Genomic DNA, 25,444 nt, shown 5'->3' on the forward strand with positions numbered 1-25,444 from the left:
TCAGGCAAAGAGTATCAGATTGACAAATATAAGCAAGCCGCGCCGTTTAGAAGTCATCAGTCTATGATTCCCTCAGGTAAAGCAAAATCAGGGTAGGTTCCTATGAGCTGCCCTGATTTTGCTTTGATCAGCCTTTTGGAACCGGTGCATTTTCTGCAATCAGCTTTTGCTGCTTCAATTGCGCCCAGAAAGCTGCGGGAATTTTTGTCTTAAAAGATGTTGCATTTTCCTGTGCCTGCTGTACTGTATGTGCACCGGGTATCACAGCGGATACGACTTGCGGTGCTGCGGAAAATTGTAAAGCTGCCGTTCTGAGGTCCACCTGATGCTGACTTGCAACTTTCTGCAGAGCCGACAATTTCTCTTTAACACCAGCAGGGAATTTGCCTCCATAAAGATATCTGTCCTTACCCGACAGAAAACCTGCACAGAGCGGTGCTCCAACAACAATGGAAATGTCTTTTTTCGCAACTTCAGGAAACACTTTATTCAGGGCTGCTTCGTGTTCAATCAGAGAGTATTGACAAGCAGATAAGAAAATATCCGGATCCGCCACTTCTATGGTTTTCAGGATAGGTTCGATCGTATTGACACCTAATCCCCATCCTTTGATAATACCTTCTTCGCGCATTTTAGTCAATTCCGGCATGGCTCCCTTTCTGGCAACCTCGAAGTGTTCTACCCATTTATCTTTCATATCACCATTATCAGGCGACAAATCATGTATGAAAACGATGTCTATGGAGGACACACCCATACGTTGCAGACTGTCTTCAACACTTCTTCTCACACCTTCGGCAGTGTAGTCGTATTGATACCCTGCGTTCATTTTCCCTTTCCAAAGAAGTTGTCCGGGTTTAAAATTTTCTTGCGGAGTAAGTATTCTTCCGATTTTGGTAGAAAGTGTGAAGTCTTCTCGTTTTTTATCTTTCAAAAAAAGCCCCATACGCCTCTCGCTGATGCCTAAACCGTACCAGGGCGATGTATCAAAATACCGTATGCCGGCATCCCAGGCTTCCTGCATCGATTGCAGACATTCAATATCCGGGTTTTGCTGAAAGCCGTTTCCCAGTGCGACACCGCCAAAACCGGCTTTGTCGGCGGGGCGGAATTTTTTTAACTGTTTGTTATTTACGGGTTCTTGCATTGTTTGGTTAGTTGATGTAAGTAGTCCGATTGCAGGAATAGATGCCATACAGGCGGCCACCAGTGGTGTTTTTAACAGGAATTCTCTTCTTTCCATATTGGTTAATCTCTAATGTGTGTTTTTATTTTGTTGCTCTCCCCAAATCAGCACAAGTCCGGCCGATGCGCCTGATAACGGATCTGTGAGCGGTAGGGGCACCTTGCCAATATTTTCTTTTGCTTTAGCCCTAATCTGTTCGTCTTCACGCTGCAGATCAGGTTCCAGGCCGTCAGGGTAGGCACCTAATACAAGAAAATCATTACTGTGTGAAACGCATTTGTGTCCGACTCCTGCTGGAATGATCAGTACATCTCCGGGTTGTACTTCAAGCCTTTCGCCTTTTGGTCCACCTAATTGTAGTACTGCACTACCTTCGATCACAGTCAGAACTTCATGTGTGTTACTATGGTAGTGATGAAAGGGATAAATTCCATCACGCCAGCTGTTTGTCCAGTTATTGCCAGCAAGCTGCTGATCGAGTTTATCGGCATTGACAGGAGTATCAATTGCTTTACGATAAATCAAAAGCGGGAGTATGTCATTAGGAATGACTCCGTCGTCTTGAAAATAAACCTTTTCAGGAAGTGGTGTATTCATGTAATGCTCTATCTGATGCAGATGAAAATCGCCAATAGAATCATGCCAAAACCTTTGTATTCACTGTAGAAAGGCTGATGGTCTGAGTTTAATCCCATGCCGCCGTCTGCACATTATACAAATACGGCGGCATGAAATCAGAACATTATTTTATGAAAGACTGAATACTATCCGACAGGTCATACACAGTCTTGTCGGGCAACTGCTTTTTAATGATACTCGCTCCGATTGCCGAACGGTAACCAGAAGCGCAGTGAATCACAAATGGTTTGTCCTTTGGCAATTTTTCAACCTGATCTGCCAGCTCATTAATAGGGATGTTGATCGAGCCGGGAAAAACGGGTTGTCCGGCAGACTCTTTTTGAGTTCTTACGTCAATGATGGTATATTTTCCGGGATCTGCTTTGAAAGTTGTGATATTAAATTCATCAGATTTACTACCGTCGTTATTGTCGTAAACATAAGCCCCTTTGATAATGCTCTCATAGCCGATCTTCGCAGACTTAGCAATTACATCCTGCAATTCCTGCTTTGAGGATGCAACTAGGAAAAAGGATTGCTCCGGTTTTTGAACGCTTCCCAGCCAGGTCTCGAATTTCCCGCCATCGGGAATGTTTACAGCTCCGGTTTGATGGGACTTTCTGAAGAGCTCGGCTTTTCTTGTATCTATAATACGTTCATTTGTCGACGGAGTAAAATTAGCTTTTTCGCCGGGCACTGCAGCGATTGCAGGTTGGTATGCTGCACTTCCTTTCTTATTGTTTTCGACGTCGAAGGGGAAATAGTAAGGGATAACCGGCTGATCTCCCAGCAGGATATTTACAAATGCCTCTTCCGTCATTTTGCCAAATGCGTAGTTGTTCTCTTTTTCATATCCGATCGTGCTTTCATTTACATTCCGGATTGCCTTGCCACATAATGAACCTGCACCGTGGGCGGGATACACTTTCACATCATTTTCGAGTTTTGCAAACTGATCGTGGATGGTATGGTACATCTGTTTAGCCAGATTTTTCTTTTCTGTGGCAAATTCACCAGAGTAGCTGCGCAGGTCGGGGCGCCCTACATCTCCGAAAAGCAGTGAATCTCCCGTAAAAACAGCAATGTTCCTGCCTTTTTCCTCCAGCAAAATTGAAATACTGTCCGGAGAATGACCCGGTGTTTGCAGCGCTTTCAGTTTTACATCTTTGCCAAGCTCAATGACATCTCCCTGATCGAACTGCTGATGCGGATAGGATGCTTTGGTGAGTTTGCTGGCGTAGATCGTCGCTTTTTTTGTCTTGTTAATCTCATGGTGCGAACTGATAAAATCAGCATGGGGGTGCGTTTCGATAACTCCAGTGATCTGAAGACCGTTTTTATCAGCATAGTCATAGTAAGGCTGAGGATCCCGCCCCGGATCGATCAGAACTAATTTACTTCCAGCTGATATTGCGTAGGAAAAATGAGCCAACGCCGCGTCTTTGAATTGCTTTATGTTCAACACGTCCTGGGTTAGGTTAGTGGATTGATATAAAGATTTGACTCCCAATGATATCGGTAATGCTGCAGTTGCGCGAACCAGAAATTTTCTGCGATCCATGATGATACTAGTAATAATTGCCCGAAAGAATTAGCAAAAGTATAACGAAGTGCGTTTGAAACAATTGTTAATGTTCGTTCGGTGATGTTTTTCGGGATTTAATTGCTTTTGTAATTCCGTCCCACAGTGCAATGCGCTGTTGTAAGGCTTCAATGACTGCCTGAGTAGCTTCGCCCCAATTCCTGTCGTCTTCTCCGCATAGTGAACTGGTCATCTGGTAGGCAAGTTGAGAGTGATGTTCTCCGTCAACTTCTATGTGGCGTTCCAGGTAGTACTTAAAAATATCGGTCTGTTCAGGTGTCTGCTTATGAAGTTCTTTGACGAATGACAGAAAAATATCAGGTATAAGATCTTCTCTCCCAAAGGTGAAGACGGCCGCCAGCAAATGAGGATCTCCTTTGGCGATCACCGAGAAGGTATGATTGACAAATTCTGTAACATGAGCAGGTACTCCGGCATTTTCAAGCGCATTGCTGATCTGTTTATTTGCTGTTACAGCACTGCAAAAAGTATTGATTTGATCAGGGCTGCACCCTGCCTGAGTCATCGCTTCCAGATACAGTTCAAAGTGACTGCATCTACGCCCATGCTGGTCAACATCGCTTTCTTCGCCTGTTACGATCTCATTGATTAAGAAGCGCGTTTCTGCGTCACCAACAGGCATCCAGGGGATAGAAACGCAGGTAAGCTTCTGTTGCAGAGCTTTAAGTAAGGACATGAAATCCCAAACCGCAAAAACATGGGCCTCCATGAAAATTTTCAGATCATCCAGGCTGGAAATCTGATTATATAAAGGGTGGGTGATAAGTTGATTTCTTAGTTCTGCTGTGTCTGCCCGGAGTTTCTGTATTCTATTCATTTGCAATTAATAGTGATTTTGAGTTTGCAAATGTACGTTTGATACCATGTTTTAGGATCGGCTGTTGGTGTTTTTGTTTGGTTTGTTCAGCAGGCGTATGTGGTACTTTTGCTAGACAATCGGTTACTGGCAGGTATTTATAACTATTTAGAGACTCTGCTGCGCCTGCAATCGTATAGCGGATCAACGCTTTGTACTGTCAATATTCAGGTTCCGCCGGAAAGAATTTCCCATCTCCGATAAACTCATCAGCATTAAGATTATTAGCATCTATGAAGTCATTATTGGCTTTAATCTCTCTTTGGATTCTGTCGTAGTATTCGGACGGCAGGCCAGTTTTCCTGAATTCTTTTTTACTAAGCCTGAAGATGAGATGGTTGTTTTTTACACCTATATTTTCAGAAATAATATCCTTTAACTTTAGTAAATCGGCTCTTTTCTCTTGCGTTTGCAGCTTTTCTGATAGCATTTTATCTTCTAACCTGATCTTGTTAGCTTTACTGATACTACTTTGCCTGCTACAAGAGCTGATCGAAGCAAGAAACATCAAACATAATCCAATCGTTTTTAGCAGATTCATATCATAGTTGGATCTTGTTAGTTATTGAAAATTGTCAGTTATAAACAATACTAACGGTGAAAATGATTGATTTAAGATAGATTGACCGGACACAGAAGCGTCCGGCCAATACTGATCACATAACTCTAACCTGGGGTAAGGGCTTGATGACAATCAGTTATAGACGTGTTGTCTGAGAATAGATCAGGTCAGTCACATTTCTTGTTTTGACCCCTACACGCGCAAACAGAAACCCTGTTTTTTTCAAATTCGCTTTCTGTCCCGACGTCAGAGTCTTCAAGTCCAGTTTAATCGTATTTGAACCCGGAGCCAGTGTGGTAAATGATTGCTCGTAAGTTTTAGATACGTTATCTACGATGGCAGTCGTGCCCAGTTGGATAACAACCCTTTCCAATGCTGCAGATGCCACAATTTTTTCGAGATTAAACGATGCTGTAAATACCGAATCAGTGTAGGTGCCGGCATAATTGGATATCCAAAAGTAGGGAGTCACCTCGAAATTCAGATTTTCGGCTGTTTTGTTCAATGAAAAGCGCAGTGTATCTGTATTGGGTTGCCATGGACCGCGACCCGGTGTGAGGTTCAGATAGTAATCGCCGTCAAAAGTATTGACTGTGAAGCTTCCGTCATCTTTGGTAAACACCTTTACAAACCCTTGTACCCAGCCTTCGCCTGTCTGGTGCAATTGTAGCATATTAGAACCTGTTGCATCAGAAGCTGTTCCCATCAACTGCATAGGCTGGCCTTTGTAGAGGAATTGTCCGGATACAGTGGAAGTGGGGTAGCTCCAGTTGTCAATTTCTGTACTGCATCCGAATAGCAGGGCAGCTGACACAGACACCAGGATTAGTCGGTAGATTGAATGTATGATCATCATGTTAAGTGCTTATTGTAATGGATTATTTACCAGCTTGGGATTATTTGCACGCCATCCGGGCTGAATTGCGGCGTAGTAATTCATTAATGGGAAATTCCTCGGATTGGCTGCCATTTTAAAAGACAATTGTTTTGTAAATACCCATTTGCCGTCGTTCACATCTCCCTGTGCTACTACTTTATAAGGGTATAAAGAATACATCTGTGCAGTCGGATCATTAGGAGTACCATTCCAGATGGTGTGGGCGAGCCTCCAGCGTTTTAAATCCCAGAACCTGTGATCTTCAAAGGCAAATTCTACACGGTATTCATTTACGATATGGTTGAAGCTGATCGTTGAAACTGTCAATGGCTGGATGCCTCCACGCCGGCGTGTAGCATTGATATGTGTGACGGCCTTGGTTTTATCGCCCAATTCGAACGCTGCTTCAGCGGCTATCAGGTATGCTTCTGCGATACGGAAACGCGGCCACCACATTTCACTAAATCCGGGATTCAAACCTGCGTTCGGAGATTCATCCAGAAATTTACGAACCAGAAAACCAGTTTTGTTTACAAAATTGTCCGAGTTGGAAGCAGGACCATTTATTGAAGTGATCAGATTACCACTGGCATCGCGACCATTGACAGAGGAGGTTCTGAGTACATAAGCATCACCGGATTTATTGAGCTGGCCAGCCTGAAGGACTACGGGCGTTTGCCGGTAGGTAGCGTTTGGATATATAACGGTTCCCCATAAACGTGCATCCTTCTTTGTGAAAGGGTCTTCCACCGAATTGTAAAACACATAACTACCTGTTTCTGTTGAAGTTTTAATCACCGGGTCGCTTCCATCCTTATTTTCAAAAGCCTCAACCAGATTAAGGACTGCACCCAAAGCATTTCCTTCAGTAAAATCCCGGTGAGAGTAGGGCATTGTGAAGTTGGTAAACTGCGTGACTACATTAGGTCTAAGGCGGTCCATTGCCCAGATTACCTCCGTGTTTGCCGACTTAACGCTGGTAGCTTTGTAAAACGAGTCACCAAGGTTAGTCGCGTCGATCTGTAGCACGTACGGGCTCTGTGCAATGACCTGTTCAGCTGTTTCCTGGGCCATTTTGTAGTATTTCTGTGCCTGGTCGGCAGGGATACCTGCTTCCCAATTCGGAGTGCGAACAGTGGGGGTAAACTTATTGCCATAGTTTGCAATAGAACCGGCATATACAGCTGCTCTTGCTTTCAACATCAACGCTGCCCACTTGTTGGCAATGCCTGCATTTGTTGTTTTAGAGCTGGTCAGATTAGCCGAAGCAAGATCGCACTGGGCGATTACATAATCATATATTCCTGCTTCGGTAGACCGGGCTACCTGAAAGCGCTCAGGATCGATACCCGATTCATAAGTGAAAACGGTGTCTCCCAAAATAGGCATTCCTCCGAAACTACGTGCCATACAGAAATGGTACCACGCCCTTAAAAAGATGCATTGAGCTTCCAGATTACTGCGATCTGCTTCCAGTAGAGCAGCTCTTGCGGGGGCTGATCGTATGCCAGCCAGGAACTGATTCATTCTGCGGACAAGTCCGTAATCATAGGTCTGAAAAAAGTCGCGTGGAATTATCTTTTCCGCGTCAGTGGTTGTTGCAGGCCCGTAGGACAAGTTGGCTTCATCTAGCAGGTGATAGTTGGCATGGTTACCATTGTTTTGTCCATAGTTGACAGAATTATAAAAGTTAGCCAACACAGATTGCGCGAGTGCTTTATCGGTAAAGACCCCGGACTCGGGTAGTATATTGGTTGGTTCGGTATCAAGCTGGGTTATGCACCCTCCCATTGATAACATCAAAACCATGATCAGGAAACGAAATGAGATTTTCATGCTTATTACAAATAATGGAATTAAAGTTTGAGTACGAAACCAGCGTTCACAAGTCTGGGGTTTGGATAGGCTATTCCTCCATTATGCCCCATCTCAGGATCCAGTCCCCCTGGCATGTTAGTGAAGGTGAAAAAGTTCTGAGCTGTTACATAGATCCTGAGACCGCTTAGTTTTGCTTTTTTTACCACGTGGTCCGGCAGATTGTATCCCAACTCTATATTGCGGAGTTTAAGGTAGGTTACATTAGTTTGCCAGTTACTGTTAGGCCAGTGCGTATTCATCCAGTTGTTGACTCCTTTGGTCAGAAGCGGATAGCGCCCGATATCAAATCCGCTGTTTTTATCCCAAATATCTTTATACCAGGTCGAATTGTCGGCCAGATATTGAGACACATTCGTGTTACCGTCAAAATAACGCATTACCCACTGCTGCTCATAGGTGAACTTGGAGCCACCTACGAACTCGGCCCTGAAATCAAATCCTTTCCAGCTGGCTCCTGCGTTGAAAGCAAAGTTGAGCCATGGTGTACCGCTATTGACGCGGTAGGTCACATTATTCATATCAAGATCGGTGATGTAGCCGTCATTGTTGGTATCCTGATAAATGTAATCGCCCGGACGAATGGTCGTATTGCCGAAGTGATCCTGATCAATCGGGTGATTGGCAATTTGTTCCCAGCTTTGGAACTGCCCGTTGGCTACAAGCTGGAAACTACCATCGCGGAAACGTCCTTCCGTATTGCCCAGGTCGCGGAAGCGGTCGTAGGAACTGGCCCATCTGGGCTTGTAACGCGTGCCGGTAATCCAGCGGGAGAACGTGAAATTACCTCCCACGAAATAGCTGAAATCCCTAACTTTGTCTCTCCAACCCAGATTCATCTCAATACCTTTGGTATGATCGCTGTTCAGGTTCTCAGCTGGTAAGCCAAAGCCAATTTCATTAGGTAGAAGCACGTCGTAACGACTGGCTAGCTCTCCGGTTTGATGACGGTCAAACCAGTCAAATCCTCCCGTTAAGCGGTTGCCAAAAAGACCTACGTCAATACCCAGATCAAGCACATAGACCCGGCCCCAGGTGATGTTATCGGTTGCAAGGCCGGTAATACGACTGGATACTACGTCTTTGCCGTCCAGAATCGCAGAGCCCTGATTGAAATTATAACCAGTGATGTAAGTAAGAGCGCTACCCAGCTCTTTACCCAGTACTCCGTAAGAACCGCGTACTTTTACCTCGTCGATATTCTTGCCTAAAAAAGAGTTGTTCTTCCAGAATTCCTCCTGAGAAATCCGGTAGGCAGCAGATGCGGATGGGAAGAATCCGAAACGCTTTCCTTTTTTATAGAAGTAAGATCCGTCGTAACGGCCAGACATTTCCAGAATGTACTTGTTATCATAGTCATAGTTGAAGCGACCCAGAATACCCAACCGGTTCTGGTTAAAAGGAATCTCATCCCTTACATTAGCTGTGGACTTGGTGGTTAGAAAAGGGATCCCGTTCGCTTCCTGATTTCCCCAGATGTAAACGCCCGGATAATTCGCCGTTTTAGTTTCCATTCCCGTGATCAGATGGACATGATGCTTTTGGAAGGTCTTCTCGTAGTCCAGCTGCACGTTACTGGTCATTTCTTCTGAATTTTGTACATAGCGCTCCAGATACCTCGCATTACCCTGGTAAGCAATGTTGTAACTGCTGGACGTATTGTCATAACGATACAGTAACGGAGATTTTTCCTGTAAGTCAGTGCGGTAATTCTTATACCAATAACTTACCAGGGCTCTGGCTTTGAGAGAATTGGAAATTTTGTACTCAGCAGTACCGTTAAGCTGCATGATGCGTACCTGTGATTGGTACACTCCCGAAGTAGCTTCATTGATCCATCCGTAACTGAACTGGGGATCCACTGCAGAGACAGCGGGGTAGCGCGGATCGTCATTGACAAACGGGCGCTTTGTAGGTAGATTCCGAAATGCAGCCTGAAGGGCGAAATCATAATCATCTCCCGGAAGTCCTGGCTGACGGTTACGCTCCAGACGTCCGTTGATGTTCATACCTACCTTCAGCTTTTTAGTAAGATTAATGTTGATGTTACTCTGAAAGTTGGTCCGGTCAAATCCGTGGAAATTGCGTAGCATACTTTTCTGCTCAATCCTGTTAAAGCTGATATAGTAGTCGGTGTTGTCACTTCCTCCTGATACATTCATACTTCCGTAGATCTGGGGTCTGGTTTGCCAGATATGGTTATACCAGTCAAAAGATTGATAACCAGGTTCGGTTCCTGCCTGCCATTTGGCATACTCCTCACGACTGATGCTCCTTGCAGATTCCGGAACGTTATTGTAGGTCTCATCCTGAATGATGGCCCTCATGTAGGTAGCAGCGTCTGCAGGTTTGTTATAACCCCATGGTTTTTGAAGTCCATAGTATCCCTGCATGGTGATGACCGGCTTTTGATTACGCTTACCCTGTTTGGTTGTTACTACCAGAACACCGTTAGCTGCCTGCATACCATAAATGGAGGCAGAAGCATCTTTAAGTACTGAAATATTTTCGATATCATTGAAATCAAGCTGTGCAAAGCTTCCGTAGTCTTTCTGGATTCCATCAATAATTACCAATGGCGTTCCATAGTTACGGATTTGAAGTGTTGGGGCGCTTCCAGGTACGCCTGATGTTTGTCTGAATGTAACACCGGGCATCTTGCCCACCAGTGCGCCCGCAGAAGTAACAGTGCTGGCATGAGAAAGCTCGTCAGCATTCACTGTTGAAATAGCTCCTGATACGGTTTCTTTCTTGTTTTTAAGTCCAAAACCTACGACCACTACCTCTTCTAGTGATTTGTCATCAAACTGCAACTGTACGTCGATGATGGTCTGGTTACCTATTTGCTTTTCAATGGTTTTATAACCAAGAAAACTGTAAACCAAAATGCCGGAATTATCGGGGACGTCAATGCTGTACTTTCCCTCGGTATCCGTAGTGGTACCTGTCACGGTTCCTTTCAGAACGATATTTACACCCGGCAGACCGCCACCTTTTTCGTCAGTAACTTTACCTGTCAGGTTTATTTTAACCGGAGCGCTGCCTTCGGATTTACGCAGAAGCTGCAGGTTCCGTGTGTTATCGGTATTGAGAATGATGGTTCGTTTGCTTACTTCATAAGTCAGGTTCAGGGGAGATAGAAATTGGCTCAGAACCTGATCCAGCCGCTCATTGGTCACATTCAGATTCACTCTCCGGCGGGATTGAATCATTTCAGGACTATACATAAATTTGACCTTGGCGGCACCCTCAATCCTGGATAACACGGTTCTGATTTCGCTGTTGTCGAGTTTTAAGGTTAACTTTTGTTGCAGGATTTCCTGGGCATTGGAGTCGTGAGCACAGACCAGATCTGTGAACATGACCAGCAGGAAGAATTGTATCAACGTCACTTTCATAAAAAGCAATAGTAAGCGTTGGAAGACTAGATTTACATTCATACTTTTGAGCTGTTTTGTATCAATTAGTGAGATTTTTGGGCAAAACGATTCCCTTTGGCTTTCTGACAGAAAACCATATTTGTTTCGACAAACCAGGGGAGGCACAGGCCGGTAGTGGCGCAAACACTACTGGTCTGTTTTATGAGGTAACTATGTAATCATATTGCATAAGATGTTTAGGTGGTGGATTTATTGAACTGAGTTTCTGCAGCTTTTGATATCCATTACGATCTGCCCGTCAATGACTTCATAAGAGCCGTTGATAGTCTTGCAAATCAGATTCAGTTTTTCCAGTAGCGGCTCATCGGCAAGAGATGCGGTCAGTGAGCATCCGTGAATTTGCTGTTCATCATAAATAATGGGTATACCGTAAGCTTTGTCCAGCTGGCTGAAAATGGTACTCAGGGGTGTTTCGTTAAAGATGAAATCCTGCTCGGAAATCGTCTTGTCAATAATCTGTGTGCGTGCGGCAACGCTTCTTTCAAAATAGCCTTTTGCTTTCTTGTAGAAAACTTCCTGGTTGGCTGTCAGCATGATGGCTGCTGGTGACAGATCAGACGGTTTTTGTTTTGACAGTTTATCCTGATTTGTGAAAACAGAAACCTTCCCGGTTTTTACAGTCACCTTAATTCCGTCTTCACTTCCATAGGACCGGATGTTGAAACTTGTTCCCAGCACCCTGACAGTTAATTTGTTGAAATGTACAAGAAACGGCCTTTCTGTATTTCTGACAACATCAAAGAACGCTTCCCCTTCCAGCTGGACATTCCTTTCATTGGCGTCAAATGCTTCCAGGTAGCTGATCGAGCTGCCCGGTTGCAAGGTTACTTTACTTCCGTCTTTCAATACGACCAGCTCCGGGGTCTGTGAACTGTTTATTTTGTGAGTAATGGTTTGTTGCGGGGCAGCCCATGAGATCGCAGGCGTGTTTGAAGAGCGTTTCTGAGAATCAATCAGGTAGAACCAGCTTACACCGAATGCTACGATAATGGCAGCCGCCAGATAGTAAATCCTGCTCGGCGCTTGATACCAGCGGCGTGTGGTGAAGTGCACAGAAGAGGAAATTTTTCTGTGTTTTTCAAATATACGCTCCGAGAAATCCTCGATATATTTATCAGAAACGGAAGGTATTTGTCCGCGGACGTTTTCCAGGAATAGTCTGGCAATTTCCATTTCTTTGCTCACGGAAGGATTCTGTGAGGCTATGTATTCCCAATCTATGTTGTTTTCCTGATTCTGGCCGTAAACCCATGCACGAAAGGCAGGATCGCCTATAAAATCTGAAGACTTGAAATTATTATAATTATTCATGAAATTGAATTATTGCCTTTCTATACGATTAGAAAAATAGGGAGGCTTTATACTCAAAATCAGGATAATCTTTCAAAATAAAATTCAAAAGAAAGAGCAAGTTGCTGATAATTAGCAAGTCAGGTGATGGAAATAAATCAGCATATATACCCAGTTCTCCTTAAGAACGGAGATACTTCTGGCCAGCAGATTGGATACAGACTGTTTGTTGATGCCCATAATCTGAGCAATTTCGTCGTTGGACAGATCCTGGTAAAAGCGAAGAAAAAGACATTCCCTCTGCCGGGATGTCAAAAGGGAAAAGTAACTGTTTATTTTTGAACTGAGCTCAGCCGATTCGTCAATCGAGATCAGAAACCTTTCCATATTTTCAGGTTCAATAACCAGATCCTGATCTTCGGATATGTCATACTGCTGCCCTTGTGCTTTGAGTGCCCGGATCAGATTATTACGTAAACATTTGAGAAGATAGTTTTTAACAGATACAGGATCTCCTAAACGGTTTCTTTTCTCCAGAAATTCAAGGAAAAGATCCTGGATCACGTCCTCAACCAGAAAGCGGTCTTTGGTAAATTTACTTCCGTAATGGAGCATAGGTCGGAAATACCGGGATAGAAGAATATTTAAAGACTGATCATTTCCGTCTTTAAACATGCTCCAGGCTGCATTGTCCGTAATAGACTCCGGGTGATTTTCGAACATATACTTTATATTTGTCTCCTGTCAGTGCTTGTAGCAACAGCTTGGACTGGAAAGAAAATTTGCTTTTCAGCGGTGTAGCAAATATTATAAATATTTCAAATATTACAATTAATTCATAAAAAATTTAAATATGTAACCGTTGGGTGGAGGTGTGTAGGGGAAGTGCCTGTAAGTGCCAAATCAAAAGCGCTGTATACTGCCAGAGCTACTCAGATCACTGTGATCTTTTTTGAAAAATGATAAAAGATTACAAAAAACACGACCTGTTCGGTAAAACCCTTATCCAGAAAATTGGGTTGACATCGCCATTCAGATTTGATTTTCCGGTTAGTGATCAGGCGTGCTTTCTGTATGTGCTTGATGGTGAAGTTCAATATCAGCAAGATGATCATCAGTTCGGAATCCCACGTAATTATTCCTTACTGCTGAATTGTGTCAACTCAGGGAAACAGATTCACAACGCCGATCAAAATAGGACATGTGAGATCGTGATTGTTACTTTTTATCCTGAAATACTGAAAAAAGTATACGACAGGGAGCTGCCGTCGGTGTTCCAGACGTCAGGGCGGGTAATCTCAAACAAATCCAGTGGGAAAATAAACAGTGATTTTCTAATCGAGAAATACATCGAAGGCTTGTTGTTCTATTTTGAAAATCCCTCACTGATCAGCGAGGAGATATTGGTACTGAAAATGAAAGAAATTATACTGCTACTGGCTCAAACTCCAAACGCTCAGGTAGTGCAGTCAATCCTGTCGCAGATTTTCTCACCGGCTACCTACACTTTTAAGCAGATTATTGAAGCTAATTTATTTTCGCATTCAGGCGTTGAGCACCTGGCAGAGTTGACTAATTTGAGTCTGTCCTCATTCAAAAGAGAATTTGCGAAATTATATAGAGACACACCTGCCAGCTACATTAAAAATAAAAGATTGGAGCGGTCAGCAGAGTTGCTTTTGATCTCAGACCAGCGCATTACAGACATCGCCTTTGATTGCGGCTTCAACGATCTGGCCAACTTTACCAAGAGCTTCAACGACAAGTACAAAACTTCACCCACCCACTACCGCAAGCAGCTTAAAGGCAATTAATCACCTGCTACTCTTTGCCGGAATTCGAGTAATATATGCAGAGTCTGGTAGGCCACTGAGTTATTCGCTATGCATCCGAGAGTAGTTTCTGGACTGAAACGCCAAAAAACTGACCCGATCGACAAAATAAATCTTTTCGCAATGAGCCAATTTTGCATTGTACTTCTGGCCGGCAGCATGCTTGCCAGATCAATCAATTATTTCAATATAAAATGCGACAAAAATGGGCTTATCAAATTTAGGGATTTTTCATACAGTCGTCGGTCTGGCGGCAATTGCAGGTGCGTTGACCGGATTTGCTAGATATGGCAAGATCAATCTGGGCGCGCTGTCTGGGAAAGTGTACCTTTATGCAACGATTATCACATCCGTAAGTGCGTTGGGGATATCAAAACATGGCGGTTTAAACGCAGGCCACGCTTTTTCGGTATTTATTATTATTCTGGTAGCTGTATCCTATTTTCTTTATTCAAAAAGAGGCAGCAGTGTAAGGGCGAGGTATTTTGAAAACTTTTTACTTTCCTTCAGTTTCTTTTTATCGTTAGTCCCCACTGTCAACGAAACATTTACTCGTGTTCCTGTGGGCAGTCCTTTGGCCAAAGACATTACTGACCCTGTTATTGGCAATACGCTTCTGGTTTTGTTTATTCTTTTTATCGCAGGTTCGATCTATCAATTTTCGAAACACAAGGAGCAATAAACATGTATAGTATTTAATCAGACATCCTGGTATTTCAACGTGTTGCCATAGATAACCGTCCCGTTATCAAGCACGGCGTAGGCGCGATACGATAGATAATTGGAACAGACACCCGAATTTTTCTTTTTAACACCTGTCGAAAAGGGAGAATCGAAAACTAGTTTTGTGTGTGTCTGAATCATGGGAGTGTCTGTTGGCAAACCGGAAAAACCCAGGCCCGCTATCACTACGCCGTATTCAGTTACGTGTATATTGCCTGTGTCTGTTATATCAATGTTAAACGCTATTTCACATCTTACCGCCCGGTGAGATTGTGAGCGTGACCAAGGAGGGCTGTTTTTGCAGGGTTTGATGATCCTGACAGGAAAATCCGGCCAATACGATCGACAAAAAGATAATGGCGGGAACACATACACGTTTGCACATAACACCATCGGTTTTAAAGAGATATATTAAATATTATAATAAAATATTTGAATAACCTAATTAAAATGAGCTGCCGGTATGATGCCAGGATATGTTGTATGGTCGGCTCGAAGGTGATCATGCCTGCGCAAGCTCAATGTCGGGCAGAAACAGGCTAAAAACTGATCCTGCATCATGCTGGCTGGTCGCACTTATTCCGCCATGGTGATTAGAGGCCACTTTGTCGCAAATCGCCAGGCCAATTCCCGTTCCCTGGTATTCGCTTTTCCCATGCAGCCGTTGAAACATCTGGAAAATCCGGTCAAGGTACTTCTCGTCAAATCCGATTCCGTTATCACTGACGTCTATCTGATAATAGGCTTGCGCTCTTACAACGGGATTTACTCTCTGAGGCAATTGTTGCGGACTTATCCTTTTTGCTCCAATCTGAATGAAAGGTATTTCGCTGGCACTACGGAACTTGAGGGCGTTGGATATAAGGTTTTGAAACAACTGCGCCAACTGAGACGCGTTCCCTGTGACAGAAGGCAAATCGCTTATATGTATTTGTGCCTGCTGTTCTGTGATGGCTACTTCCAGGGTGCCAAGGACTTCTCTTACCAGATCATTTAAATCGACTGTCTGCGTTGGCTCTGTAACGCTGCCCAATCTGGAGAAATCCAGTAAATCGTTTATCAGAATCGACATACGTCTTGTTGCTGACAGCATCCGGTCCACATAAAGCTTTCCGTCTTTTTCCGGGTTTGCATAAGCATCCAACAGCAGATCGCCAAACTGGTGGATTTTGCGCAGCGGCTCTTGCAGGTCATGGGAAGCAATGTAGGCAAACTGCTGCAGATTGGCATTGGAGCGTTGCAGGTCGGCAACTGTAGATTCGAGCTGAAAAGTGCGTTGCTGAACACGCTGTTCCAGTTGTATTGTAAGTTCCCGGTATAAACTCTCACTTTCCCGCAATGCACTTTCGGCCATTTTTCGGGCAGTAATATCGGTATAGGTGGCAAGAAGCTGATCTATCTGTTCATTTTCATCATACAAAGCAGAAACACTTTTATGCACCCACATCACCGAGCCGTCCTTTCTGATATTTCTCTTTTCCAGCTCAAAAGATTCACCCGTTTTTGCCAGACGCTGAAAAAGTTCAAGATTGCGGGCCTGATCCTCAGGATGTGTGAAGTCCTGCATATTTTTGCCTACGATTTCTTCGGCGCTGTAACCCAGCATCTGACAGTATCTTTGATTGACAAAAGTGAGTACACCGTCCAGACCTGCGCGTGCAAAGCCGGTGGTAGTTTTCTCGACAATGGCTCTGAGCTGTTGTTCTGAAACACGCAGTTCTGTGGTAGCCTTTGCTCTTTCGACAGCGGACCATGTCCGTTCAGCAGTTTCTTCAATCAAAGCAATTTCTTGCTCAGAAAATTCTTTTGCCTGGTCAAAATGTACAAATAAAATAGCAACCAGATTTCCGTCTTTTACCAGCGGAACGTTCACCGTCGCTGCCAGATCAAGCTGCAGGTGCGCCTGTTTTTCACTCTGAGTGAGAAGAGGATCATTCTTTACGTCAGGCCGAACGATTGTTTTTCCCTGTATTAAGCCATGATACAAATCCGTACCAAAGTCACTGTAAGAGTAAATACCCTGTATACTTTTGACGCCGTCGGTGTAGTTTCTGGTAACTGCGACAAGCTCGATATCGGGCTGTGTTTCGGCATAACCAGCCCTGTTTGCCATCAGAAACTTTCCCAATAATGAAACTGCTTCGAACTGTATGGCTTGTGGGTCGGAAAGTGGCCTTAGTGCATCACTAAGTGTTAAGATAAAATTGCGCTGAAGTTCTATTTTCAGGCGTTTCTCCTTTTCAAGCATCAGTTTGGTTGTCTCAAAGACGATCACAAGCACTCCGCCTATCTTTCCCGGTTGGGATGTTACCGGGCTGTAGCTTACATTGAACCAGGCATCTTCCAGAAGGCCCGAACGGTTCAGTTTAAAAAGAGCATCAGAAAAAGTGACAGACTCTCCGGCGTTAACACGCTGATAAATGGATTCATTCACGTGCCAGGCTTCTGGCCAGCACTGCCGGGTTGGTTGCCCTAAACCTGAGGGATGTTTGTTTCCCATGATTTCGCGGTAGCCATCATTGTAGATCTGAATCAGCTCATCTCCCCATAAAACAATACTTGGAAATGGGCAATCAAGCACTGTTTGGACAATAGTTTGCAGAGCAGTAGACCAGTCTGAGACGGATCCCAGAGGTGTTTGAGACCAATCAAAACTGCGGCAAAAACTATGCATTTCACTGAACCCATTAAACAGCTGCCGGGCACGCGATCCTGAAAACTCTGCCATTAATAATAAAAATAGTTCGATTAAGTCCTCAAATTGGTGAATTTACAGACGATTTAGCGCAAAACCAGTATTTAAGCAAAGTTTGATTTATCTTTTCTCTTTCAGCTGTTGACTCAATTGGATACTGAAATGATTCATGTGTCAACTTTCTTTCTCACTGGGACTAGATTCGTTTGCAGTTGGAAGATATCTGCAAAATCCATTCCAAAACCTTTGAGTCAGATTTGAGTAATACCTGTTCAAATTAGGTTAATGTTGAGAGCCAAATCCTGATGTGAATTTTATACCGGGCAGCAGCATACTTGTAATTTCAGACATGGATGACCATGTCACCCAATTTCACTCTCTTCCGGAATTTATATTTGAATGTCAGCCTGCCCATATGTGCGTGGGTCAATCAAGCTCAGAAATCAGTGAATTATGCAATTTTTGGCAGGGGATTTGTAACATTTCCCATTCAATTTATCTGAAATTTGAATGTGCAGCTAAGTAATTAAAATAAAGATACTACCATGTTTGGCAAAATGAGACGCAACGAAGAAATTCAGAAAGATGTTGAAGAAATTCTGAATGGAGGTTCATTTCCAAATTCTGCTGAATTCATTGTAGAAGCAAAGGATGGTGTGGTGACGCTGTCGGGTGTTGTGGACAAACTGGTTCAAAAATTGGATGCAGAAACTGTGGCGAAATTGGTACCGGGAGTGATTGTTCTTATCGAACAGATAAAGGTTAGGGACGAAGAGACTATTGCCGGTTGGCGTCATGAATACAAATCGATTAAGACAGCCGGAATCAGTCAGATGCAGGATATTCATTTCAAAAAAATAGAGAATAAGGTAACACTGACCGGCACGGTCGGTTCATTGTACGAGAAAGAAGAAGCGACCAGACAAGCCTGGAAAACCCAGGGAGTGGAAATCGTCTTTAATGAACTGGTCGTAGCACCATAATTGAAATAGCTGGCTTAAAATAACATGCACATAAGCAGGAAAGATATTACCTTCCAGCCTGATTCAAGCCGCGTGATTGCGCGGTTTCTTTTTAGTAGTGAAGAGAGAGGGATACAACTGATTACCATGGTTCTTGGCTTGTCTGAAAAGGCACAGCTGGAAGAGTTGAATTATATATTGAGGAAATATGCAAGAAGGCACCGCAATATTCTCAAGGTTTTCGAACGGCATTTCAAAAAATTGTCACCCCTGTTTGCTACCATGCAACTGGACCCTCATAAGTTGGAAACTAATGAGCGGCTGTTAATCGGAGCTTACTTTACAATGGAATACTCCATTGAGGCTGCCGCATTCTTTAATCCTTCCATCGTGGAAGACCCTGATCAGTCGCGTATTGAGCCTGGAGAAAAGCGGATTATACTCAGTTTCAGAGCTACCGGCGAGGGGCATATTTCTTCGATCGTGTTCCGCTCAGCGGTGATCGATGCGAATGACATGATCAGAGTAGAACCTGCCGGACGACTTCTGGACTCGCCTGAACATGTGCGGAACCATATTTATAAACGGACATCTTTTCTGTCAAAACTGGGAGAGATGCACAGCTTTGACCAAAGCGCATATACCGCCATCAATGATAAATTAACAGAAACTTTCACGTACGAAGAACTTAAACGTTATGTAGATGAGACCAGGCGCATGCCGGGCATGCAGGGAAGCAGTGAGCTTTTTTTACGTGAAATGATGTGGCTCGCTTCTTCACATTATGAAATGGATTTTTCTCTGGATACCGATATGTCAGAACGTGTGATCTTCCCGATTGCCGACACTGAGAAGCGAGGAATTGAAGATGCAAGGTTCGTTCGTTTTACAGGCGCTGATCAGCAACATACATATTATGCCACCTATACAGCTTATGACGGCACGGCCATCCTGCCAAAGTTGCTGATGACCAAAGATTTTTATCATTTTAAAGTACTGCCGATTCACGGTGAAATAGCTCAAAACAAAGGAATGGCTCTTTTCCCAAGGAAAATAAATGGAAAGTATGCAATGCTTTGCCGGATTGACGGAGTTAATAACTACATAGCCTATTCTGACAACATCAGTATATGGCGGGAAGCGGTTATCATCCAGACCCCAAAATATCCATGGGAATTTGTTCAGATTGGCAATTGCGGCTCTCCGATCGAAACGGAGGTGGGGTGGCTTGTGCTCACACATGGCGTGGGTGCTATGAGAGAATATGTGCTTGGCGCTTCGCTTTTCGAGCTGGACAACCCGCAACACGAGATTGGCCGGCTCGATCAGCCACTTCTGATTCCCAACCAGTCAGAGCGCGACGGATATGTACCTAATGTGGTGTATTCCTGCGGTGCTTTTATACATAATCGGAGTCTGATCATCCCTTACGCTACCTCCGATTATGCATCGACCTACGCTGTTGTCGAATTACAGGATTTATTGAACAGGTTGACGGGACAGTTCATCTGAGGCTGAGTATCTTATCATAAACAGTCAGATAGCCGTCCACCATTTTCTCTTTTGAGAACATGGACCGTGCCCACTGCCGGCAATGCTGGCGGTCGAGTCTGGGTAGCTTTTTGACTGCTTCAGCAGCCTGATCTGTATTTTGTACCAAAAAGCCTGACTTGCCATCCACGATCAGCTCGTGCATCGAACCTCTGTTAAAGGCAATCACAGGGGTGCCGCAAAACATGGATTCGGCCACGCTCAGACCGAACGGTTCGTCGAATAGTATGGGATGCAGCAAAGCCAAAGCCTTGCCCAAAAGTGTCTTGCGCTCAACTGGTCCCACATTTCCCAGGTAAAAAACAGTTCTGTCATTGATAAATGGTTTCACTTTTTGCTCAAAATAATTGTCATCCTGGATAAGTCCTGCGATGATCAGTACTTTACCTGACTTCCTGGCGATTTCAATAGCTTCACTTGTTCCTTTGTCTGGATGAATCCTTCCAAAGAAAAGAAGATAATCCTGAGGATGTAATTCAAAGGGGAAATCCTTACCATCAACGCCATTGTATACGGTGGCAACGTAGTCCAGGCTGCTGTCTCGGTCTGCATTACTGATTGAAACATATGATGTAGCGCTGTTGTAGTGACGGTAAACTTCCAGGATTTTTGGGGACGAAAATCCATGGATGGTGGTAAGTAAAGGTGTTTTGATCAGCTTCGAATAGGTGAGTGGCAGAAAGTCAAAATGATTATGGATCAGATCAAACTCTTCTGAGCGTTCCATCAGATGACTTATGTGCAGACATTCAGCTACCTTGGGGTCTACCTCCCTGTCCTCTGCGTAAGGCGTTTGGCAGACTCCCTGCAATTTTGCTGAAGTGATCGAATCCGTTGTAGCGAAAAGTGTTACATCAACACCTTTTTGATGAAGCCCCTCTGTTAGATAGGACGCGACCTGCTCCCACGGACCGTATTGCCGTGGGGGCGTACGCCATGCGATCGACGCAAGTATGGCGATTTTCATGCTGGTTGCAGCTCTAGTTTGCTTACTTCTTCAAATGCTTCCAGCACACTCAGGTGAGAGATCAGGTAAGCAAGGGTGCTCTCCGCACCCTGATTTCGATTGACTCCGTAACTTTCCAATCCGTCACAGCATCCCTTTGTTTCAAAGTCATACAAGCTTATTCGGAGATCATTTTCACCCAAAAACCACATGAATGAAGTGTATAATTTTGTAATGTAATCAGTATTTTTAGTTAGTCTGAATGCCTGATGAAACATAAGCACCATAGCCAGTGCGTCAAGCGGCTGCTGGCCAAATTTCGACTGTTCATTATCAAGCTTGTACCAGTTTTCGTTGCCGATAATGGACAGATAGCCGTTCGCAAAAGTAATGTCAGTCAGAAAATTCATACTTTCCATCCCAATTTCATAAATCCGTTCGTCATCCAGAAATTCAGCTGCATGCAACAGAGCCAGTGGAAGAAAAGCGTTATCATATGCCAGCAGCTGCTCAAACCATCTCCAGTTGTCTTGGCAGTTAATCTCATAATCGGTCATGAGCCTTTCACTGAGCTGACGTAAAATCTGTGTGATGGCTTCATCATTTGGATTACTTTTAAGATAATGACAAATCCCAACCATGGTATTGGCAATGCTGCGGATCGATTTGAGTTTTGTAAAATTGGGTACTGCGTCAAAAAAAATCTCCCGCCCCGTTTGGTAGTAAGCATCATTAGGAGCGTTGCCAAGCAGATATCCAAGCGACCAGATCGCCCGTCCGAAGGAATCTTCAGAGCCTACTTCATCGAGGAAATTTCTGTTGAAACTTAAAAAATTACGAAATGCCCCGTCTGCATTCTGCATGTAATTGATGTAGCTTAGATAAGTGGGCGAGAGTTTAAGAGCGAGAGGATGTTTGGTTCTTTTGTAAGTCATCAGTACCATCAACAGGGCTCTGGCATTGTCATCCAGGCAATATCCCTCCTTAAGGTTTGGAATGCCATATTTTGCGTGCTGGATAATACCGGTGTCATCGGTTAGCCTTTGAATGTGATCCAAAAGAAAGGGCGGCAGTGTCAACGGATCGAAAATCGGCTCTTGCACGTCGGTGGGATCTGGTTGTGCTTCAACAACAGCTTCGGCCAGTTCCACGTATTCCGTACCAATACGTGGCCATGTGATTTTTCTGCCGTAATCATAGGCGTTTTTTCTCAGTTCGTTCATTTGCCCGGGATGGTCGAGTAGCTCCAGTAGAATTTCTCCCAGAGCGGCCGAATCCTGAAAAGGAAACAAACGTCCCCTGTTTTCGGACAAAAGTTCTGCCGCATGCCAGTAGGGCGTAGAGATGACAGCAGCGCCTGCGCCGATCGCATACGATAATGTTCCGCTGGTTATCTGGGCTTCGCTGGTGTAAGGCGTAATGTATATGTCGGCGGCCGACAGGTACTGGAAAAGTTCGGATTGCCCGATAAATTCGTTCAAAAATACTACGTGCTTTTCGATTCCGAGTTTTTTTACCAGTCCTGTCAGAAATACCCGGTACTCTTCGCCTGAGTGGCGTATGACGTTTGGATGTGTTTTCCCCAATACAATATAAACTACGTCCGGATGCTGAGCTACCACATTGGGCAGTGCCTTCAGCACGGTTTCAATACCTTTGTTTCTACCAATAAATCCAAAAGTCAGCAATACCTTTCTTTTGGTAAGTTTGAACTCCTTTTTTACTTGTATCTGATCAAACTGTAAATCAGGTACGCCATGAGCAATTTTGGCGATTTTCACTTTCGGTACCTGGTATTCATCTACGAGCATATCCACGGCAGTCTGGCTCATCACGACAACAGAACTTGCAATCTTACAAATTTCTGTCAGCACCGCCTTTTGATTGTAAGAAGGGTTTTTTAAAACGGTATGTAAGGTAACGATCAGTGGAATCTTTAATTTGTGTAACAGCGGCAGAATATAAATGCCGTTTTGCCCACCGTATATGCCAAATTCATGTTGTAGCACACATACATCAGCTCCGCTGAGATTAATCAGATTGGCCGCCTCAAGATAATCCGTTTGTTGCTCCTGGCGGATCGAAAGCTTCACTTCCGGAGGATAATCATACTGCTGATCGTGGTCGTCTATGGCAATGACGAACCCCTGGTTGTTATTTTTTGAAGATGCACTTCTTGTGACCGAGTCGAACAGGTTTTTGGTGAACGTGCCAATCCCGCATTCCCGGGGTGGGTATGTTCCTATAAATGAAATTTTCATACTTGCACTCGGTTGATTTCTTCTAAGTTAACCTTATTATTCCGCATTTTTCGAATTAATGTGGCTTGTCAGCAACATGCTGCTAAACTGCAGTGATTATCCGAAAAAAGCTTTGATATCCGCCAGAAAGGCTTATCTTTCAGTTAAATAAAAAAAATATGTCAAACGAAAAGATTGCGCAGAAGGGTGACAAGAAAAAACCAGCTAAGAATTTAAAGGAAAAACGAGCTGACAAGAAGGACAAGCGAGATAATAAATCCAAGGACGATTGATCCGCATCGAACACAAGATCAGCTATGCCTATGATAGGCCGGTTTTCTATCTCCGCATTTGATTAGGCTGGCTCCTTATTCGCATTCCCATATTATACCCGGATCCTATTCGCTAACGGTTCAGCCACAGCATAACCTGCACTGGCAACAGGATGTTTACGGAAACACACTGGCCAGGATCGATTTTGAAGGCAGGCTTCAGGCCTTGTCCGTGGAAGTGAGTCTAGGGGCCACACTGAAAAGTTACAATCCATTTGATTTTTTAATAGAGGAGCGCGCGAAGGTATTTCCTTTTCAGTACGCACCGCGGATTCAAAAGGCCTTGTTGCCATATCTAAGGATTGATGAAGAGAGTTTGGTGCTTTCGCAGTATGCTGAAAGTGTCAGCACGATGCATCAGGAAATTCTGAGCTTTCTTGTTGAACTAAACCAGCACCTTTGCAGTCAGATTCGCTACGAGCAGCGACTGGAGCAGGGGGTGCAGAGTTGTGAAGAAACGCTGCTGAAGGCCTCAGGTTCATGCCGGGACTCTGGCTGGCTGATGGTGCAGGTCTTGCGTCAGCTTGGCCTGGCAAGCCGCTTTGTATCCGGTTATCTGGTTCAGGTAGGAAAAGACAACAGCATGGCAGACTTGCACGCCTGGGCAGAGGTGTTTATTCCCGGCGCAGGTTGGATCGGTTTGGATACTACCTCGGGGCTGTTTACCAGTGAAGGCCACATCGCTCTTGCTGTAGGGCCAACGCCCCAGGATGTAATTCCGGTAGATGGTACAACCGAGCCATGTATGTCTACGATCGATTATCAGATCACCGCTTTTGAATACCAGTCTGAGTAAGTTCTAGTGCTGATGGCAGCAAATCTGTAAATGCCTGGAGCAAAATTTTTTGAACAAACTGTAAATGATACTTGAAAAAAAGCTGCCGATCCAGTATCTGATCGGTATAGTGAAATATGAATTAATCGTGGTGTTGACCCTGAGTCTGATTACGCATTTTGGGGCATTGCGCCTGAGCAGTTTTCTTCCTGAAATGCCTTTGGCAATTCCCGCTTTTCTGGGTACTTCAATTACCGTGCTGTTGTCTTTCAAAATGAACCAGTCCTACGACAGGTGGTGGGAGGCCAGAAAAGTATGGGGTGCTATCACCAACGATTCGCGAAGTCTGGTCATGCAGTTGCAGGCTTTTGTTAAACATGACCAGGCAGGGCTTGTGAAGAAAATTGCATACCGCCAGGTTGCCTGGGGGTATGCGCTGGGTAGTGCTTTGAGAGGAAATGATCCCATTGTCGGACTGGATCATCTGCTTGATAGTCATGATGTAACACACGCGGTCACACATCAGAACAAACCTCTGGCTCTTCTTCAGCTTACCGTGAGGGATGTAAGCGCGATCCGTGCAACGCAGGACATAGATGTACATGCGCATATTCATTTGCAGGAAACTATTATCCGCCTTACCGATTCAATGGGTGCTGCCGAAAGAATCAATAGAACTGTATTCCCATCAGCATACCGGCTCATACTGCATTTAATTATCTATCTTTTTGTGATCACACTGGCTATTTCGCTGAGTGGTATCAATAATGTGTTTGTCATCCCGCTATTGCTGCTGATCTCTGCAGGTTTTTTTTGTATTGAAAAGATTGCCTACCATTTGCAGGATCCATTTAAAAACGGACCAAGCGACATTGCTGTTACAGATATCGCCACAAATATTGAAATTAGCACCCGGGAGCTACTGGGAGAAGTAAGTGTCCCTTTCAAAAAAGTATCGAATGACTACTATGTGATGTAGCCTGACCGTAACGGAGTTTTCACTTGAGAAAGTGTGATTTGTATAACTTTCAGTATTTCTAATATAACGATTTGGTAAATATATTACTGACCTTTATGGATA

The 25,444-nt window shown here is 44.2% G+C and carries 19 protein-coding genes; 6 read left to right on the forward strand and 13 right to left on the reverse strand.

Translation table 11 applies throughout. From position 1 onward, the window contains the following. Nucleotides 1–127 precede the first annotated feature (127 nt). From DSL64_RS07975 to DSL64_RS08020, 10 genes are all read right to left on the reverse strand, one after another. Nucleotides 128–1,243: an aldo/keto reductase gene (locus DSL64_RS07975; protein ID WP_115830148.1), complete on the reverse strand. Its 1,116-nt coding sequence runs from the start codon at nucleotides 1,241–1,243 to the stop codon at nucleotides 128–130. 12 nt (nucleotides 1,244–1,255) lie between these two features. After that, nucleotides 1,256–1,783 (reverse strand): cupin domain-containing protein, encoded by a 528-nt coding sequence (locus tag DSL64_RS07980; RefSeq protein WP_115830149.1) that lies wholly within the window; start codon nucleotides 1,781–1,783, stop codon nucleotides 1,256–1,258. Nucleotides 1,784–1,928: 145 nt separating this feature from the next. Beyond that, entirely contained in the window at nucleotides 1,929–3,365 is a 1,437-nt protein-coding gene (locus tag DSL64_RS07985; RefSeq protein WP_229216995.1) for an MBL fold metallo-hydrolase, read from the reverse strand. Between the two features lie 67 nt (nucleotides 3,366–3,432). Further along, nucleotides 3,433–4,224, reverse strand: coding sequence for a DUF3050 domain-containing protein (locus tag DSL64_RS07990; protein ID WP_115830150.1), 792 nt, complete (start codon nucleotides 4,222–4,224; stop codon nucleotides 3,433–3,435). A 199-nt stretch (nucleotides 4,225–4,423) separates the two neighbouring features. Next, nucleotides 4,424–4,804, reverse strand: coding sequence for a hypothetical protein (locus DSL64_RS07995; protein ID WP_115830151.1), 381 nt, complete (start codon nucleotides 4,802–4,804; stop codon nucleotides 4,424–4,426). A 157-nt stretch (nucleotides 4,805–4,961) separates the two neighbouring features. Further along, entirely contained in the window at nucleotides 4,962–5,681 is a 720-nt protein-coding gene (locus tag DSL64_RS08000) for a DUF3823 domain-containing protein (RefSeq protein WP_115830152.1), read from the reverse strand. Between the two features lie 9 nt (nucleotides 5,682–5,690). Next, complete coding sequence (locus tag DSL64_RS08005; RefSeq protein WP_115830153.1) at nucleotides 5,691–7,538, reverse strand: RagB/SusD family nutrient uptake outer membrane protein; 1,848 nt, start codon at nucleotides 7,536–7,538, stop codon at nucleotides 5,691–5,693. 20 nt (nucleotides 7,539–7,558) lie between these two features. Then, a complete protein-coding gene (locus tag DSL64_RS08010) occupies nucleotides 7,559–11,017 on the reverse strand; it encodes a SusC/RagA family TonB-linked outer membrane protein (protein ID WP_115830154.1) in 3,459 nt (1,152 codons plus the stop codon). A 189-nt stretch (nucleotides 11,018–11,206) separates the two neighbouring features. Next, nucleotides 11,207–12,328, reverse strand: a complete 1,122-nt coding sequence (locus DSL64_RS08015) for a FecR family protein (protein WP_115830155.1) — start codon at nucleotides 12,326–12,328, stop codon at nucleotides 11,207–11,209. Nucleotides 12,329–12,439: 111 nt separating this feature from the next. After that, the gene (locus DSL64_RS08020) at nucleotides 12,440–13,030 is read right to left on the reverse strand and encodes an RNA polymerase sigma factor (RefSeq protein WP_115830156.1); all 591 of its coding nucleotides are present in this window, start codon (nucleotides 13,028–13,030) and stop codon (nucleotides 12,440–12,442) included. Between the two features lie 236 nt (nucleotides 13,031–13,266). Between DSL64_RS08020 and DSL64_RS08025 the strand changes: the two genes are divergently transcribed. Both DSL64_RS08025 and DSL64_RS08035 read left to right on the forward strand, forming a co-directional pair. Then, nucleotides 13,267–14,121, forward strand: a complete 855-nt coding sequence (locus DSL64_RS08025; protein ID WP_115830157.1) for a helix-turn-helix domain-containing protein — start codon at nucleotides 13,267–13,269, stop codon at nucleotides 14,119–14,121. A 223-nt stretch (nucleotides 14,122–14,344) separates the two neighbouring features. Beyond that, nucleotides 14,345–14,821 (forward strand): hypothetical protein, encoded by a 477-nt coding sequence (locus DSL64_RS08035; protein ID WP_115830159.1) that lies wholly within the window; start codon nucleotides 14,345–14,347, stop codon nucleotides 14,819–14,821. Between the two features lie 543 nt (nucleotides 14,822–15,364). Here DSL64_RS08035 and DSL64_RS08040 read toward each other — a convergent pair. Beyond that, on the reverse strand, nucleotides 15,365–17,590 hold the full coding sequence (locus DSL64_RS08040; RefSeq protein WP_115830160.1) for a PAS domain S-box protein: 2,226 nt from the start codon (nucleotides 17,588–17,590) through the stop codon (nucleotides 15,365–15,367). Between the two features lie 524 nt (nucleotides 17,591–18,114). On the opposite strand from DSL64_RS08040, the gene DSL64_RS08045 reads away from it, so the two are divergent. Continuing rightward, entirely contained in the window at nucleotides 18,115–18,540 is a 426-nt protein-coding gene (locus tag DSL64_RS08045) for a BON domain-containing protein (protein ID WP_158547897.1), read from the forward strand. Nucleotides 18,541–18,564: 24 nt separating this feature from the next. Continuing rightward, complete coding sequence (locus tag DSL64_RS08050) at nucleotides 18,565–20,031, forward strand: glycoside hydrolase family 130 protein (protein ID WP_115830162.1); 1,467 nt, start codon at nucleotides 18,565–18,567, stop codon at nucleotides 20,029–20,031. Here DSL64_RS08050 and DSL64_RS08055 read toward each other — a convergent pair. Further along, nucleotides 20,024–21,037, reverse strand: coding sequence for a glycosyltransferase family 4 protein (locus tag DSL64_RS08055; protein ID WP_115830163.1), 1,014 nt, complete (start codon nucleotides 21,035–21,037; stop codon nucleotides 20,024–20,026). The genes DSL64_RS08050 and DSL64_RS08055 overlap by 8 nt on opposite strands. Then, entirely contained in the window at nucleotides 21,034–23,277 is a 2,244-nt protein-coding gene (locus DSL64_RS08060; RefSeq protein ID WP_115830164.1) for a glycosyltransferase family 4 protein, read from the reverse strand. Before DSL64_RS08060 ends, DSL64_RS08055 begins: the two co-directional genes overlap by 4 nt. A 330-nt stretch (nucleotides 23,278–23,607) precedes the next feature. On the opposite strand from DSL64_RS08060, the gene DSL64_RS08065 reads away from it, so the two are divergent. Together DSL64_RS08065 and DSL64_RS08070 are read left to right on the forward strand one after the other, a co-directional pair. Then, nucleotides 23,608–24,384 carry a transglutaminase family protein gene (locus tag DSL64_RS08065; RefSeq protein WP_229216996.1) on the forward strand — a complete coding sequence of 259 codons (777 nt, stop codon included), beginning with the start codon at nucleotides 23,608–23,610 and terminating at the stop codon, nucleotides 24,382–24,384. Between the two features lie 64 nt (nucleotides 24,385–24,448). Next, a complete protein-coding gene (locus DSL64_RS08070; RefSeq protein ID WP_115830165.1) occupies nucleotides 24,449–25,342 on the forward strand; it encodes a bestrophin family protein in 894 nt (297 codons plus the stop codon). Nucleotides 25,343–25,444: the final 102 nt, after the last annotated feature.

This window comes from Dyadobacter luteus, assembly GCF_003383615.1.
GTDB classification, from domain to species: Bacteria; Bacteroidota; Bacteroidia; order Cytophagales; family Spirosomataceae; genus Dyadobacter; species Dyadobacter luteus.

Excerpts from the sequence above, each read along its gene's own strand:
- DSL64_RS08010 (WP_115830154.1), bottom strand. The coding sequence starts at position 11,017 with ATGAATGTAAATCTAGTCTTCCAACGCTTACTATTGCTTTTTATGAAA.
- DSL64_RS08070 (WP_115830165.1), top strand. The coding sequence starts at position 24,449 with ATGATACTTGAAAAAAAGCTGCCGATCCAGTATCTGATCGGTATAGTG.
- DSL64_RS08050 (WP_115830162.1), top strand. The coding sequence starts at position 18,565 with ATGCACATAAGCAGGAAAGATATTACCTTCCAGCCTGATTCAAGCCGC.
- DSL64_RS08045 (WP_158547897.1), top strand. The coding sequence starts at position 18,115 with ATGAGACGCAACGAAGAAATTCAGAAAGATGTTGAAGAAATTCTGAAT.
- DSL64_RS08040 (WP_115830160.1), bottom strand. The coding sequence starts at position 17,590 with ATGGCAGAGTTTTCAGGATCGCGTGCCCGGCAGCTGTTTAATGGGTTC.
- DSL64_RS08060 (WP_115830164.1), bottom strand. The coding sequence starts at position 23,277 with ATGAAAATTTCATTTATAGGAACATACCCACCCCGGGAATGCGGGATT.
- DSL64_RS08005 (WP_115830153.1), bottom strand. The coding sequence starts at position 7,538 with ATGAAAATCTCATTTCGTTTCCTGATCATGGTTTTGATGTTATCAATG.
- DSL64_RS08035 (WP_115830159.1), top strand. The coding sequence starts at position 14,345 with ATGGGCTTATCAAATTTAGGGATTTTTCATACAGTCGTCGGTCTGGCG.
- DSL64_RS08025 (WP_115830157.1), top strand. The coding sequence starts at position 13,267 with ATGATAAAAGATTACAAAAAACACGACCTGTTCGGTAAAACCCTTATC.
- DSL64_RS07995 (WP_115830151.1), bottom strand. The coding sequence starts at position 4,804 with ATGAATCTGCTAAAAACGATTGGATTATGTTTGATGTTTCTTGCTTCG.
- DSL64_RS08000 (WP_115830152.1), bottom strand. The coding sequence starts at position 5,681 with ATGATGATCATACATTCAATCTACCGACTAATCCTGGTGTCTGTGTCA.
- DSL64_RS07980 (WP_115830149.1), bottom strand. The coding sequence starts at position 1,783 with ATGAATACACCACTTCCTGAAAAGGTTTATTTTCAAGACGACGGAGTC.
- DSL64_RS07985 (WP_229216995.1), bottom strand. The coding sequence starts at position 3,365 with ATGGATCGCAGAAAATTTCTGGTTCGCGCAACTGCAGCATTACCGATA.
- DSL64_RS08015 (WP_115830155.1), bottom strand. The coding sequence starts at position 12,328 with ATGAATAATTATAATAATTTCAAGTCTTCAGATTTTATAGGCGATCCT.
- DSL64_RS07975 (WP_115830148.1), bottom strand. The coding sequence starts at position 1,243 with ATGGAAAGAAGAGAATTCCTGTTAAAAACACCACTGGTGGCCGCCTGT.
- DSL64_RS08055 (WP_115830163.1), bottom strand. The coding sequence starts at position 21,037 with ATGAAAATCGCCATACTTGCGTCGATCGCATGGCGTACGCCCCCACGG.
- DSL64_RS07990 (WP_115830150.1), bottom strand. The coding sequence starts at position 4,224 with ATGAATAGAATACAGAAACTCCGGGCAGACACAGCAGAACTAAGAAAT.
- DSL64_RS08020 (WP_115830156.1), bottom strand. The coding sequence starts at position 13,030 with ATGTTCGAAAATCACCCGGAGTCTATTACGGACAATGCAGCCTGGAGC.